General features: G+C 65.9%; 8 protein-coding genes, 1 tRNA gene and 2 rRNA genes (1 of these 11 only partly in view). 2 read left to right on the top strand and 9 right to left on the bottom strand.

Annotated elements, in window-relative coordinates:
* Positions 1–30: 30 nt before the first annotated feature.
* The 6 genes from RSD66_RS01835 to RSD66_RS01810 all read right to left on the bottom strand — a co-directional run bounded on the left by RSD66_RS01835 (position 31) and on the right by RSD66_RS01810 (position 9714).
* Positions 31–1059 (bottom strand): Ldh family oxidoreductase, encoded by a 1029-nt coding sequence (locus RSD66_RS01835; protein WP_415288778.1) that lies wholly within the window; start codon positions 1057–1059, stop codon positions 31–33.
* Positions 1060–1132: 73 nt separating this feature from the next.
* The gene (locus RSD66_RS01830) at positions 1133–2560 is read right to left on the bottom strand and encodes a UdgX family uracil-DNA binding protein (RefSeq protein ID WP_415288777.1); all 1428 of its coding nucleotides are present in this window, start codon (positions 2558–2560) and stop codon (positions 1133–1135) included.
* Positions 2560–3801 (bottom strand): putative DNA modification/repair radical SAM protein, encoded by a 1242-nt coding sequence (locus RSD66_RS01825; RefSeq protein ID WP_415288776.1) that lies wholly within the window; start codon positions 3799–3801, stop codon positions 2560–2562. Before RSD66_RS01825 ends, RSD66_RS01830 begins: the two co-directional genes overlap by 1 nt.
* Positions 3802–3925: 124 nt before the next feature.
* Complete coding sequence (locus RSD66_RS01820; RefSeq protein WP_415288775.1) at positions 3926–5248, bottom strand: hypothetical protein; 1323 nt, start codon at positions 5246–5248, stop codon at positions 3926–3928.
* 18 nt (positions 5249–5266) lie between these two features.
* Positions 5267–8302 (bottom strand): TonB-dependent receptor domain-containing protein, encoded by a 3036-nt coding sequence (locus RSD66_RS01815; RefSeq protein ID WP_415288774.1) that lies wholly within the window; start codon positions 8300–8302, stop codon positions 5267–5269.
* 56 nt (positions 8303–8358) lie between these two features.
* Complete coding sequence (locus RSD66_RS01810; protein WP_346525453.1) at positions 8359–9714, bottom strand: dicarboxylate/amino acid:cation symporter; 1356 nt, start codon at positions 9712–9714, stop codon at positions 8359–8361.
* A gap of 250 nt (positions 9715–9964) precedes the next feature.
* Here RSD66_RS01810 and RSD66_RS01805 point away from each other — a divergent pair, with 250 nt between their 5' ends.
* Entirely contained in the window at positions 9965–11785 is a 1821-nt protein-coding gene (locus RSD66_RS01805; RefSeq protein ID WP_415288773.1) for a sensor histidine kinase, read from the top strand.
* A 14-nt stretch (positions 11786–11799) separates the two neighbouring features.
* Positions 11800–13140, top strand: coding sequence for a sigma-54-dependent transcriptional regulator (locus tag RSD66_RS01800; RefSeq protein WP_415288772.1), 1341 nt, complete (start codon positions 11800–11802; stop codon positions 13138–13140).
* A 230-nt stretch (positions 13141–13370) separates the two neighbouring features.
* On the opposite strand, the gene RSD66_RS01795 is transcribed toward RSD66_RS01800, so the two are convergent.
* The 3 genes from RSD66_RS01795 to RSD66_RS01785 all read right to left on the bottom strand — a co-directional run.
* A tRNA-Met gene (locus RSD66_RS01795) sits at positions 13371–13447 on the bottom strand.
* A gap of 57 nt (positions 13448–13504) precedes the next feature.
* A 5S ribosomal RNA gene (gene rrf / locus RSD66_RS01790) occupies positions 13505–13619 on the bottom strand.
* 76 nt (positions 13620–13695) lie between these two features.
* Positions 13696–15347 (bottom strand): 23S ribosomal RNA (locus tag RSD66_RS01785) (it continues 1129 nt past the right edge of the window).

Genomic DNA, 15347 nt, shown 5'->3' with positions numbered 1-15347 from the left:
ACGCCTGCTGTTCGGCTTGGCCGCCTCGCGTCAGAATCCAAGGGCCATGATCTGGTCGTACAGGACCTTGGGGGTGCGCACGCCGTTGGCCAGACTGCGCGCACGGGCTTCATAACGGCGCTGGGACGGCAGGCGCGCGCCCTGGTCGGCGAAGGCGGCGAACAGGGCCTCGGCCCGCGTAGCGTTCACCTCCGCGTCGCCGCCGCCCATCAGGCCGGGATCGAAGGCCAGGATCAGTTCGCCATGCATGGGCGCCGCCTTGGCGCCGTCATCAAAGGCCATCGATTCGCGGCTGGTCAGATCGCCTATCAACGGGCCCGCCATCAGTTCAATCATGGTCGACAGGGCCGAGCCCTTATGCCCGCCGAAGGTCAGCATGGCGCCGTCCAGAGCGGCGCGCGCATTCGTCGTCGGCCGCCCCTCGGCGTCGACGCCCCAGCCCTCGGGGATCGGCTTGCCGGCGATGTCGTGCAACGCCATGTCCCCGCGCGCGATGGCGCTGGTGGCGAAGTCGAAGACATAGGGGTGCGGCCCCGGACGCGGCCAGCCGAAGGCGATCGGATTGGTGCCCAACAGGCCCCGCCGACCGCCCGCCGGCGCCACCCACGAATGGCTGGGGGTCATGGCCAGGGCCGCCACGCCCATACTGGTCAGTTGTTCGATCTCGGGCCACAGGGCCGAGAAATGGAAGCAGTTGTTGATGACCAGCGCAGCCACCCCGACCTCCTTGGCCTTCTGCGCCAGCAAGGGCGCCGCCCGCTCAAAGGCCAACAGGGAATAGGCGTAACGGGCGTCGGCGCGCACCAGGGCGGGCGAGGCGTCGGTGATGACCGGCTCGGCGTCCAACGACATCTTGGCCGAGCGGATGGTCATCACACAGCCCGGGAGACGATAAAGCCCGTGCGAGGCGCACTCGTCCCGCTCGCCCGCCGTGATGGCCCGCGCCACCGCCTCGGCGTGCGGAACGGACAGTCCCGCCCCCGTCAGCACCCGTCGCGACAGGGCGAACACCTCGTCGATCGACAAGGCGACCGTTTCCTGGGCCTCAAACACGCTCATATCGCTCTCCCGCAGCACAATCGTATACGATATGGACGCAGGCGAAAACTTCAAGCCGTTTGGCGTCCGTTTTTTAGAGCGCGTCGCGGGCCACGGTCAGATCAGTCAGGAAACGGGTCCGCTCCTCGGCGCGTCGCGCCGCATCGGGCAGGCGCAGCAGGTAGGACGGGTGAACCGTCAGCAGCACGCGCGCGCCGTCCTTGGTTGTGAGAACGCGACCGCGTTCGGCCTGAACGGCGGGCTTTCGTCCCAGCACCGCCAGCCCCGCCGTCGCGCCCAGAGCCAGGATCAGCTGCGGCCTGACGAGGCGCCGTTCATGGTCCAGCCACCAACGGCAGGCCTGGGCTTCGCCCGCATTGGGCGTCTTGTGCAGACGGCGCTTGCCGCGCGGCTCGTGCTTGAAATGCTTGACCGCATTGGTGAGGTAGAGGTCGCGACGATCCAGCCCCGCCTCTTCAAACGCCGCATCCAGAAGACGCCCGGCGGGGCCGACGAAGGGCCGACCGGCCAGGTCCTCCTGATCGCCCGGCTGTTCGCCCACCACCATCAGGGCCGCACGCTTCGGCCCCTCGCCGCAGACGCCCTGGGTGGCGTCGCGCCACAATGGGCAGCGGCGGCAGCCCTGAACGCCGCGCGCCAGCTCGTCCAGACTGTCGGGGACCAGATCATCCGTCGCCGCGCGATCCACCACCGGCGCGCGAACACGCTGGAACCTGTCATTGGGCGTGGGCGTAGGCTGGTTCACCATGGCATCCGTGCGAACCGACGCGGCGGCGGTCAGTTCCGGGATCAGCCCGGCCTCCGGCAGGTTTTTCCAGTAACGCTTGGGCATTTCCGACCGCATCGCCTGAGGCCGCAGCCGCGCCGGATTGAAGGTCGAGGCGTAATAGGTGCGCCAGAAATCCTCCACCGCGTCCTTGGCGGGCGCCTGCGATTGATCGGCGGGCGGGCCGAAGGTCAGGAGCGTTCCGTCCCAATGCGCCGCCCCGTCCGGCGTCAGGATCGACCACCGCATGGCGCTGAACCGGCGCGCGAAGAAGGGGGCCGTCGCCTGCAGCACCCGATGCGCCGGCTCGAACCACGCCACCCAGCGCTCGCCCGCTTCGTCTTGCGTCTGTCGAAAGCGAACGAAGGCCTTCATCTTGTGGGCGGCGCGGCGCACCGCCTTCACCCGACCCGCCGCCTCGGCCACGTCGCGGTCGGACAGGACGGCCATCAGGTTCGGCTGATCCTTCAACCGCCACAGCAGGCGATACATCAGGTCGAAGCGATCCTCGGACCGGTGCTGGATCAGTTGCGCCGCCGCGTCCAGAAAGGCGCGCGGCGCGGTGAACGCGCCTTCGACCTCTGGCAGGGCGCCGCCCTCATCGAACAGGCCGCCCGCAGTCGCGCCCACGACGAACTTCACCCGGCCGGGCTCCTCGCCCGCCAGCCGCAGGCGCCGCGCCGCCTTGCGCCAGCCGTCGAAATCCAGCGGGTCGGACAGGACCGCTGTGCGCATCAGAACAGGCTCAACTGCTCAGGCTTGCGCTGGGGCGCCAGGCGCGCGCGCAGATCGACCGCATCGGTCAGGCCGCCGGGCGTCCAGTCCAGCGCCGTGATCCACGGCCGCACGGCCTCGATCGACCGCGTCAGCCGACCGACATCCTCCAGCCGCAAGGTGCGATGCCGCCGCACGGACAGGATACGGTCCACCGCCTTCACCCCCAGGCCCGGCACCCTCAGCAGGGTCTCGCGCGCCGCCCGGTTGACGTCGACGGGGAAGGCCTCGCGGCGCCGCAGAGCCCAGGCCAGCTTCGGATCGACGGCCAGATCCAGCATGCCGTCGTCGGTCCCCTCGCTGATCTCGGGCGCGGTGAAGCCGTAGAACCGCATCAGCCAGTCGGCCTGATAGAGCCTGTGTTCGCGCATCAGCGGCGGCTTGGTCGGCGGCAGCAGGCTGGAGCCGTCAGGTATCGGGCTGAAGGCGGAATAATAGACCCGACGCAGGCCATAGCCGCCGTAAAGGGCGGCGCTGCGGGCCATGATCTCCGTGTCCGGCGCGCCGTCGGCGCCGACGATCAACTGGGTCGACTGACCGGCCGGGGCGAAGGCGGGCGGGCGCTTGCGGGCGCGCTTTTCGGGCTTGGCCTCTTCCAGTTTCAGCCGCACCTGCCCCATCGCCCTACGGATGGTCCGCGCGTCCTTTTCCGGAGCGAGACGGCCCAGAGCCTCGTCGCGGGGCAGTTCGATATTGGCGGACAGCCGGTCGGCATAGAGACCCGCCAGCTCCACCAGCCGCGCATCCGCCTCCGGGATCAGCTTCAGGTGGATATAGCCGCGAAAGTCGTGATCCTCGCGCAGGCGCCGCGCGACCTCGACCAACTGCTCCATCGTATAGTCGCCGTTGCGGATCACGCCCGACGACAGGAACAGCCCCTCAATGTAGTTCCGCTTATAGAAGGCCAGGGTCAAATCGACGACCTCCTGCACCGTGAAGCGCGCCCGTTCGACGTTGGACGACACCCGGTTGATGCAATAGGCGCAGTCGTAGATGCAGAAGTTGGTCAGCAGGATCTTCAGCAGGCTGACGCACCGACCGTCCGGCGTATAGGCGTGGCAGATGCCCATGCCCTCGGTCGAGCCGATCCCGCGCCCGCCCATTGAATCCCGCTTCGTCGTGCCGGACGAGGCGCAGGAGGCGTCATATTTCGCTGCGTCCGCCAGAACCGCCAGCTTTCGTCGAAGATCGATCTGAGCCATTCGTTCATGATATGTTCCGTTGCAGAACAGGTCCAGCTTGGCCGAAAGGCTTTTCGCAGCGGCGACAGGACATAACCGGCGAGGCAGGGACGGCCGGCGCATCTGCGCTCGGCCGTCGGAGGGCTCAGTCGTTTCCGCTCAACCTATGCTCATCAAACAGGCAGACAGCGTCGTATCGGGGACGCGCCGCTTCGCACAGGGCGGCGACAGAACGGGCGTCCGGTTTCACCCCGTGGTCGATCCAGCCCATCAAGGCCTCGAAAACCGCGACATATTCCGGCGGGCTGAGGGCGCTGTGTTCGGCTTCATCGGTGAAGGTCTGGACCAGCAGGTCGGCACGGCCCGCCGCCGCCACACGGTCGCGATAGGCGTCCTGGTGCCAGACGAAGGCTGTGGGATCGTCCTTGCCGTGGATAGTGACGGTCGGGGCGACGATCATGCCTGACAGGTCCGCATCATAGGCCAGACGCGCCACCGCCATCGGATCGGCGGCGAACCGCTCGACCCCCGCGTTCAGCGCCGCATCGTCGTGCGAGCCCTGATAGACCGTCCGGCTGTTGTCGAACGGGTTGAGGCCGTCCAGGCGCTTCTGCACCAGGTCCTGAAACAGGAAGGTGCCCCAGGCCAGATGCGACACCAGTTGTCCCTCGCCGATCCCCACGACGTTGAGAATGTCGGCCAGACGCTGCTTCTGCTCGGGCGAGCGCTCCGCCTCGGGCAGGCCGACGCCGGTGCAGGTCTTGACCCGCTGCGCCAGCTGGGCGCGGGTCAGGCGAGCGCCCTCGGGCAGACCCTGCCAGACCGGGTACTGCGCCTCGTCGGGCGCCGGATGGTTCTGGCAGTAATACTGATATACCGCACGCAGATCGGCGCGGAACCTGTAGGCCTCGGTCCCGCCCGCCAGCACCCCGCTGGTCAGGACCACGCCGTCCCAGACCACCTGGCCTTCGGCGTCGCGCGCATAGAGTTCGGCCGCCTTGGCTGCGACATTGCCGCCCCAGGACTGGCCGTGAAGAATGGTGCGGCGGGGCCGACCGAAGGCGTCCCAGAAGATCTGGCGCAGGTCGTCGGTGTCCTCGGCCGCCATGCGCACGCCGTAGCCGCCCCGGCGATAGGTCGACCCCGCCCAGGCGAAGCCCTCCTTCACCGTCATGGAGAAGCGCTCCAGATCTTCCAGCGGATCATCGGCCTTGGGGGCGGCCGTGCGCGGCCCGCCGTGGGCGTGGACGATCAGCGAACCGTTCCAGTTCTCCGGCACGGCGATCCAGTAGTAACCGCCCTTGGCCGCCCGCCCCGACCAGCAGTGCGCCTGCTGAGGAAGAAAATCGGGACAGACGGCCGGGACGGGCGCCGGCGACGGGGTCGCCGGCGCATCCTGGGCGGCGGCGAAGGGCGCGCCGGTCAGCGTGACGGCGGAAGCCGCCGCCAGCATCGAAAACAGACGCATCCCTCTCGCCTCCTCAGATCAGAACGACTTGGTCGCCGTGACGTACCAGTAACGGCCCCACGGGCTGTGCACCGTGCCGCGATAGCCGTTGTCGGCCAGCGACGGACCTGTGTCCGTCAGATCCCGCACGCCCAGACGCACGCGGGTCTCGGCCGGGAATTCATAATCCACATAGGCGTTGACCGTCTGGCGGGCGTCAACGACCCACGGATCGCCCGAGGCGCCCAGCAGGCCGGGCTGCTGGAAGTCGCTGATGTACTGGGTCGTCATCCCTGCGCGCCAGGGGCCCTTGCGCCACGTCAGGCTGGCGTTGAGGCGCCATTCGGGACGGCCGTTCTGCCCCACCAGTTGAGAGGAGTCCGGCAGGGTCGTGCCCGCATTGATCGTTCCGGCTTCGCGGGCGGCGTACAGCTCATTGACGATGTCGCCCGGATCGCGCGTGAATTCGTCCAGTTTGCTGGCGTTCACATTGACGATGAAGGTGCCGTACTTGGTGCGACGCAGCGACCAGTTCATGGCCAGATCCAGGCCGCTGACGGTCTGGGGTTGAAGGTTGATGAAGCGGTCGTTGATCGAGACCACCTCGCCCACCGGGGTCAGGCCCGTGCCCTGGAACAGCAGGATGTCCTCAGGCGTCGGCGCGCGACGGTTGACCAGCGGATTGGAGCCGCCCTCGACGCGGTTCAGATAGTCGAGCGCCAGCGCCGTCTGGGCGCCCAGCAGGCCGACGATCTTCTCCTGCTCGATCCGCCACTTGTCGATGGTGAAGGTGAAGGCGCCGAAACGCTCGGGGATGAAGGACGGTTGCAGCACCAGGCCGTAGGAGGTGTTGGTGCTCTCTTCCGGCTCCAGGTCCGGGTTGCCCGCCACCAGCAGAGAGGCGCCCGAGGTGTTCTGCGCGCACTGGGAGAAGTTGCTGATACGGCCGGCGCGCAGGTCAGCCTCGCAGCGGACATAGTCCGTGCCGCTGGCCAGGCGGGCGTATTCCGTGGCGTGGGTCTGCTCCAGGTTCGGCGCGCGGAAGCCCTGCGAATAGGAGCCGCGGACCCGCACGCCCGGAACCACGTCCCAGGCTGCGGCGATCTTCGGCTTGGCCACCGAGCCGAAGTCGGAATAGTGCTCGTAACGGCCCGCCAGCTGCACATCCAGCTGATAGACCAGAGGAATGTTCATCTCGGGCGAGACCACCGGCACGGCGAACTCGACATAGGTCGAGAAGACCTCGCGGCTGCCCGAGGTGTCGGGGTTGGGGCTGACGGCCGAAACGTTGGACAGGTTGGTCTCGCCGCTGACCATGTCGGTGAAGGTAAAGGTCCCATCCAGATTGGCGTCGCGGTCGTCCTTCTGGGTCTCGCGGCGCGCCTCGCCGCCGAAGGCCATGCCGACCGGCCCGCCCGGCAGTTGGAACAGATCGCCGCGCGACAGCTTGAAGTCCGCCATGGTCAGGGTAGTGCGCGACACCCGGCGCAGGTCGAAGACGATGGCGTCGATCGCCGCCTGCGAACTGGGCGAGCAGTCGCCGTAGCTGGTGGTGGCGACGCAGCCCCCGCTGAAGGGGTTGTAGGCGTCGGGCGTCGACAGGGCCAACTGCTTCTGCAGGGCCGTCATATTGACGTTGGGCGAGACGTCCTTGGCCTCGGCCTCGGAGTAGACGACCGCCGTCTCCCAGTTGAAGCCGCGCCACTCGCCGCGCAGGCCGCCCAGCAGGCGGGCCTGATAGTTGTCGACCTTCACCACCTGGAAGCCGGTGTCGACGAAGCGGTAGTTGGTCATCAGAACCGGCAGGCCCTCAGCCGGAACCCCGGTCAGACCCGGCAGGCGGTTCGGATTAAGCGTGCCGTCGGCGAAGGTCATGGGGCCGAACGGGTTGTAGTAGTTGCTGGCCGGAATCCAGATCTGGTTCAGGTTGACCACCGGCGGCTGCACGGCGCGGCTGTGAGCGCTGTAATAGCCGACCTCGCCGAAGGCCTCGACGCTGTCGGTCAGGTCGTAACGTCCCGTCAGGAACAGGTTCAGCCGCTCGACCGACGGACGGACCGTCGTCTCATGCCGGGTGTCGTACCGCATGTCGCGGTTGGTCGTGTTGAAGTTGTGGTTGCCGCTGGACAGGCAGATGTCGCCGCCCATGTCCACGCCGCAGCCGAAGCTGGACGGCTGGAAGCGGAAGGCTCCGGCGGTGTTGGTCACCGCCACGCCGTTCGAGCGGATCACCGGGCGCGAGCCGACCGACAGGCGCGCCCACGGCGTGTGCGACGAGCGGCCGTCCAGCGACTGGACGTCAGCGAAATCGGGATGGTCGGCGAACAGAGGACGCAGATCATCCGAGCGGGTGAAGTCCTGATCCGACGCCCACAGGGCGGTGCGCTGGGCGTAGTTTGCGAACAGGGAGACGTTGCCGCGATCGAAGTTCTTGCCCGTGAACAGGTTGAACTCGGTGTCGCGCATCTGTGTGCCTTCGGCCCCGCCATAGCGGGCGCTGACCGTCAGGCCGTCGATGTTGTCGCGCAGCACGGTGTTGACCACGCCCGCCACCGCGTCCGCGCCATAGATGGCGGCGGCGCCGTCCAGCAGGACTTCCAGCCGCTCCAGACCCGACACAGGGATGGCGTTGGAGTTGTAGCTCAGCACCGGCACCGTGCCGGTGTCCGACGTGCCCTGACTGGTCGGGTGCTGGACCAGGCGGCGGCCGTTCAGCAGCACCAGGGTGTTGCCCACGCCCAGCGAGCGCAGGTTGACCGAGTTCACATCGCCGCGCGCCGAGTTCGAGGTCTGGGGGTTGTTGGCGGAATCGAAGAGGACGTCGCCCATCTGAGGGATGGTGCGCATCAGCTCGTCGCCGGTCGTGGCGCCAGTGGCCTCGATCTGCTCGCGGTCAGCCACCACCACCGGCAGGGCCGCCGTGGTGCGCGCGCCGCGGATGTTGGTGCCGACGACGACGATGTCCTCCACCTGGGTGGGCTCGGCGGGCAGGGCCTCCTGGGCCAAAGCGGCCCCGGCGAACAGGACGGTCGATGCGGTCGTCGCCATCAGGGCGATCTTGGATGGGTTTCTCATGTCTCTCTCCCAGTCGCCGTGTGCGGCGATCATGTCGTTGAGGTCGTGGTTCAGGGTCAGTCGTCGGCCAGCACCAGGTCGTCGCCCGGTCCGGCGGCGGGATCAGGGGCGGCGGCCAGAGGTTGAGGCCCGCCGTCCAGCGCGGCCTTCAGCGCATCGCGGTCCAGTTCGCCTTCCCAGCGGGCGACGACGATGGTGGCCACCGCGTTGCCGATGAAGTTGGTCAGGGCGCGGCATTCGCTCATGAAGCGGTCGATGCCCAGGATCAGGGCCATGCCCGCCACCGGCACCGAAGGCACCACCGACAGGGTGGCCGCCAGGGTGATGAAGCCCGCCCCCGTAATGCCCGCCGCCCCCTTGGACGACAGCATGGCCACCAACAGCAACAGGATCTGATCCTGCAGGCTCAGGTCGATGTTCAGCGCCTGGGCGATGAACAGGGCCGCCATCGTCATATAGATGTTGGTGCCGTCCAGATTGAACGAATAGCCGGTCGGCACGACCAGGCCGACCACCGACTTGGCGGCGCCCGCCCGCTCCATCTTGGAGATCAGGCTGGGCAGGGCGGCCTCGGAACTGGAGGTGCCCAGCACCAGCAGCAACTCTTCTTTCAGATAGCGGATCAGCTTCAGGATGTTGAAGCCGTTGGCGATGGCGACCAGGCCCAGCACCCCGACCACGAAGATGGCGGACGTCAGGTAAAAGGTGGCGATCAGGGCGAACAGGTTCGCGACCGAGGCGATGCCGTAGGCGCCGATGGTGAAGGCGAAGGCCCCGAAGGCGCCGATCGGTGCGGCCTTCATCAGAATGGCGACCAGTTTGAAGAAGGCCGCGCTGACCGACTCCAGGAAGGTCATCACCGGCTTGCCCAGATCGCCGATCATGGCCAGGGCGATGCCGAACAGGATGGAGACGAACAGGACCTGCAGGATATTGCCGGTCGAGAAGGCGCTGACCACGGTGTCGGGAATGATGCCCGTCAGGAAGCCGACGATGGTGCTTTCATGCGCCGCCTGGGCGTATTGAGCCACCGCGCCCTTATCCAGGGTGGCCGGATCGATGTTCAGGCCGTGGCCCGGACGCACGACGTTGGCGATGATCAGGCCGACGATCAGCGCCAGGGTCGAGAAGACCAGGAAATAGCCAAAGGCCTTGGCCGCCACCCGGCCGACGCGGCCGATGTCGCGCATCCCGGCGATGCCGGTAACGATGGTCAGGAAGATCACCGGCGCGATCACCATCTTCACCAGCTTGATGAAGGCGTCGCCCAGCGGCTTCAGGCTTTCGCCTACGTTCGGCCAGAAGTGGCCGATGGCGCCGCCCAGCACGATGGCGACCAGCACCTGGAAATAGAGATGCTGATAGAAGGGGCGGCGAACGACCGCCGCCGTCTGTGACGCGATGGGGGACAAAGAAGGTCGCTCCTGATGGCGAGCATACGGCTCGCGGATTTCCTCTCGGCGCGATCTTCGCCACGCTTCGACCTCAGTGTGGCCACGACATAGACGAGAGAAAATGCCCGCCCCTACGCAATATAATCTATTGTTTTTTATAAACTTACTACAGAAACACGATCTGGACGGGACCAATATGTGCGATTTATCGCCCTGATCCCTGGCTCAAAAGTGCGGAATATCGCACATTTAAGGCATGAACCGCACCATGCCGCCTGCTCCCGATGATCGACCTGACCGGCGACAGATCGGACTGTGGGTCGCCCTGACGCTCGGCTGGCTGATCGCGGCGACAGCGGGCGCCTATGGGCTGGGCGAAACCGCGCGGACGGAGGCTTCGGCCGAGCTGGCTCGTCAGTCCGAAGCCGCAGCCGCCCTGCACGCCGCCGTCCTGCGCAGCGAACTGGAGAAATACCGCGCCCTGGCCCCGGCCATGGCGACCGACGCCGATGTCGCCCGGCTGCTGACGACCCCGCATTTCGACGCAAAACCGCTGAATGAGCGGCTGGAGGCGCTGTCCGATCAGATCCGCGCCTCGGCCATTTACGTCATCGGCGCGGACGGCGTGACCCGCGCCGCCAGCAACTGGAACCATCCGGTCAGCTTCGTGGGCGCCGACTACAGTTTTCGTCCCTATTTCATCAAGGCGATGCGCGACGGCTCGGCCGAGTTCTTCGCCTTAGGCACGGTCAGCGGCAAACCCGGCCTGTTCCTGGCGCGGCGCGTCGTCAATGCGGGCCTCCCGATCGGGGTCGTGGTGGTCAAGGTCGAGTTCGACGCCCTTGAGGCCGAATGGCGCGCCTCGGGCGAGCCCGCCTATGTGGTCGATCCGGGCGGGGTGGTGCTGATCACCAGCATCCCGAGCTGGCGGTTCCGGACCCTGCGGCCGATGGACGCCGAAAGCCGCCGCCTGACGCTGGCGGACCAGACCCTGGCCGACGGCGCCTTGACGCCCCTGCCTTTCTCCACGCCGCAGGATGGGGCCACTCGACTGGTCGAGGCGCCACTGGACGGCGCCGATCGCCAGTGGATGCACGCCCGCATCGACACCATGACGCCGGGCTGGACGCTGCACCTGCTGACCCCCGACCGGGGCGTCATAGAGACGAACGTCGCCAACGCCCGGACCCTGGCCGCCCTGATCGCCACGCTCCTTTTCGGCGTCGCCGCTGTGCTGCTGCGTCGTCGCCAGCAGGCCGCAGCGCGGCAGCGCGCCGCTGAGGCGGCTCGGCTGGAACTGGAGCGCCGCATCGAAGAGCGGACCCACGACCTGCGCCAGGCCAACACCGCCCTGAACCGCCAGATCGAAGAACGGATGCGCGCCGAAGCCAGCCGCGAGGCGCTGCGCGACGAACTGGTGCAGGCGGGCAAGCTGGCGGCTCTGGGCCAGATCGCCGCCGGCGTGGCTCATGAGATCAACCAGCCCGTCGCCGCCATCCGCACCCAGGCCGAGACCGCCTCAGCCTATCTGCAGCGTGAGCAGGGCGCCAAGGCCGCGCGGGCTCTGGGCCGCATCGGCGATCTGACCGCCCGCATCGGCGCCATCACACAGGAGTTGCGGGCCTTCTCACGCAAGGCCGAGCCGCAATTGGGCACGGTGTCGCTGAACGACGCGATTGACGGCGCCCTGCTGCTGCTGGGCGGACGACTGCGCCAGGGCGGCGTCCGCCTGACGCGTCCGCGCGGCGCGAATCTGCTGGTCGTCGCCGACCGCTTCCGCCTGGAGCAGGTCATCGTCAATCTGATGCAGAACGCCGCCGAGGCGCTGGAGGGCCGGGCCGACGGCCAGATCACCCTGACGATGGAGCGGGTCGCAGACCATGTCGAACTGCGCGTCGCCGACAACGGCCCCGGCGTGGCCGACGACATCCGCGACCAGCTCTTCACCCCCTTTGTGACCAGCAAGGCCAATGGTCTGGGGCTGGGTCTGGTCATCTGCCGCGACATCGTGGCCGGGTTCGGGGGCGAGCTGGACCTGCGTCCGGCCACCCTCGGCGCCGCCTTCGTCATCAGCCTGAAAGCCGCGTGATGGAGGCGCGCGTCATGGAGTTCCCGCGTCTTGAGACCGTCGCCCTGATCGAGGACGACGACGACTTCCGCAACGCCCTGACCGAAAGGATGGAGGTCGAAGGCCTGAGCGTGCGCGCCTATCGTTCCGCCGAGGCGGCGCTGACAGAGATCGACGCCGATTTCCCCGGCGTGGTGGTGACCGACCTGCGGATGCCGGGGCTGGACGGCCGCCAGGCGCTCAACCGGCTTCAGGCCCTTGATCCCGCCCTGCCCGTCATCCTGATCACCGGGCACGGCGACGTGGCCGAGGCGGTCGCCGCCATGCACGGCGGGGCCTATGACTTCGTCGCCAAGCCGTTCGCCTTTGAGCGCCTGTCCGAAAGCCTGACGCGCGCGCTGGAAAAGCGCGCCCTGGTGCTGGACAACCGACGCCTTGTCGCCCTGTCGTCCGAGGCGGGGCTGGAGTTGCCGCTGCTGGGCGACAGCCCGGCGATCCGCTCGCTGCGCGCCACCATCGCCCAGATCGCCGACGCCCGCATGGACGTGCTGATCGAGGGCGAGACCGGCGTGGGCAAGGAGGCTGTGGCCCGCGCCCTGCACAACGGCGGCCGCCGCCGACTGCATCCCTTCGTGGCGGTCAACTGCGGCGCCCTGCCGGACGGACTGATCGAGAGCGAGCTGTTCGGTCATGAGCTGGGCGCCTTCGCCGGGGCCTTGCGTCGCCGCGTCGGCCACGTCGAGCGCGCACACGGCGGGTCGCTGTTTCTGGACGCCGTCGAAAGCATGCCGACCGCTGCTCAGGTCAAGATGCTGCGCGTGCTGGAAGAGCGCGAAATCCACCCGATCGGCGCGTCGGAACCCCGCGCCGTCGACATTCGCGTGTTGGCCTCTGCGACGGGGGACCTCGATCAGGCCCTCGTCAGCGGTCGACTTCGCGAAGAACTTTACTATCGGCTGAATGTCGTGCGCCTGCGCGTGCCGCCTCTGCGCGAGCGCCGCGACGACATCCCCCTGCTGTTCGCCAGCTTGGTGGCGCGCGCCCCGGTGGGCCCCGATGCTGAACCGCCCGTCATCACGGACGCAGTCCGCTCCCGCCTGCTGGAACACCCCTGGCCGGGCAACATCCGAGAGTTGTCACACTTCGCCCAACGCTTCGCCCTTGGCCTTGAAGGCCGCGAAGACCAAGCCGCCGGGGCCGCGCGCGGCCTTGTCGACCGCATCGCTGATTTCGAAAAACGCATACTGCAGGACACGCTTGAAGCCCTGGGCGGCAACGTCAGCGAGGCGTTGGCGCAACTGAGGATTCCCCGCAAGACCCTCTACGACAAGCTGAAACGTCACAACCTGAAGCCGGCCGATTTTCGCAGAAGCTGAGCAGGCTGCACCATCGGTTCGCGCCCGCCCGCGACAGACTTGGCCTCTGCGTTACCGCGCCTCATTCGAAGCCACCTATTAAAGAACAACGATTTCCAGGTCAGGAATTTTGCATCCGTCAGGCGCCGCTGACGCCTTGCGTAGATCGTAGCAAGGCAACTCGGCGCTTCTGAGCGGAACCCAACAGCAGAAAACCCCCGCAGCTTACGCTACGGGGGTTTAGTTGTTCTTGGGTGCGGGAGCAGGATTTGAACCTGCGACCTTCAGGTTATGAGCCTGACGAGCTACCGGGCTGCTCCATCCCGCGGCAAGGCGGTGAGTAAAGGAAGAAGGGTTCGAGATATCATTCATGTGTGTCGGGTAGACCCGGCGACGACCTACTCTCCCGCGCCTTAAGACGAAGTACCATCGGCTCTGGAGGGCTTAACGACCGAGTTCGGAATGGGATCGGGTGGGGAACCTCCGACAGAGCCACCGGGTCAACCCGACACACATGAATGAGAAGATATTGTCTTTGATTTCGGCAAGTAAAAACCGAATGAGTTTTGCTGAGAAACGATCAAGCCGATCGGATTATTAGTACCAGTAAGCTTCACACGTCACCGCGCTTCCACACCTGGCCTATCAACGTGGTAGTCTTCCACGATCCTCAGCGAAGCCTTGTTTTGAGGTTAGTTTCCCGCTTAGATGCTTTCAGCGGTTATCTATTCCATACTTAGCTACCCTGCTGCACGGCTGGCGCCATGACAGGTCCACCAGAGGTATGTCCATCCCGGTCCTCTCGTACTAGGGACAGATCCTCTCAAGCTTCGAACACCCACGGCAGATAGGGACCAAACTGTCTCACGACGTTCTGAACCCAGCTCACGTACCACTTTAAACGGCGAACAGCCGTACCCTTGGGACCTGCTCCAGCCCCAGGATGTGATGAGCCGACATCGAGGTGCCAAACTTTGCCGTCGATATGGACTCTTGGGCAAAATCAGCCTGTTATCCCTAGAGTACCTTTTATCCGTTGAGCGATGGCCCTTCCACGCGGGACCACCGGATCACTATGGCCGACTTTCGTCTCTGCTCGACTTGTCAGTCTCGCAGTCAGGCTAGCTTATGCCATTGCACTCGACGACCGATTTCCGACCGGTCTGAGCTAACCATCGCGCGCCTCCGTTACACTTTGGGAGGCGACCGCCCCAGTCAAACTACCCACCACGCCATGTCCCGGGACCGGATAACGGCCCTCGGTTAGACGTCAACGACAGTAAGGGTGGTATTTCAAGGATGGCTCCACCAGAGCTGGCGCCCCGGTTTCATAGCCTCCCACCTATCCTACACATACGGTCGCTAACGCCAAGGCGAAGCTATAGTAAAGGTTCATAGGGTCTTTCCGTCTGACCGCGGGAACCCCGCATCTTCACGGGGAATTCAATTTCACTGAGCCTGTGCTGGAGACAGTGGGGAAGTCGTTACGCCATTCGTGCAGGTCGGAACTTACCCGACAAGGAATTTCGCTACCTTAGGACCGTTATAGTTACGGCCGCCGTTTACCTGGGCTTCAGTTCGGAGCTTTCACTCCTCCCTTTAACCTTCAGGCACCGGGCAGGCGTCAGACCCTATACGTCGCATTGATGCTTCGCAGAGCCCTATGTTTTTGCTAAACAGTCGCTACCCCCTGGCTTGTGCCACTCAGTCCTGGTTGCCCAGGGTGAGTCACGCTTATTCCGAAGTTACGCGTGCAATTTGCCGAGTTCCTTCAGCACAGTTCTCTCAAGCGCCTTGGTATACTCTACCTGACCACCTGTGTCGGTTTCGGGTACGGTCTCTGCTGGAGTTATTTCCAGGGACAACGCCACCGCCGGGAACAATCCAATAAGCCCCGACGACTTATGCCATCCGTCACTTCCAGCTGGTGCAGGAATATTTACCTGCTTCCCATCGACTACGCTTTTCAGCCTCGCCTTAGGGGCCGACTAACCCTGCGCAGATTAGCTTTACGCAGGAACCCTTGGTCTTTCGGCGACAGTGTTTCTCACACTGTTTATCGTTACTCATGTCAGCATTCTCACTTCCGATACCTCCAGCCAACCTCACGGTTGACCTTCACAGGCTTACGGAACGCTCCGCTACCGCTTGCAGTAAACTGCAAACCCATATCTTCGGCGCATGGCTTTAGCCCCGTTACATTTTCCGCGCAGGATCGCTTGATCAGT

The sequence above is a fragment of the Brevundimonas sp. S1H14 genome (assembly GCF_047716865.1).
Lineage (GTDB): Bacteria > Pseudomonadota > Alphaproteobacteria > Caulobacterales > Caulobacteraceae > Brevundimonas > Brevundimonas naejangsanensis.
This window is presented reverse-complemented; position numbering and strand designations above follow the sequence as displayed.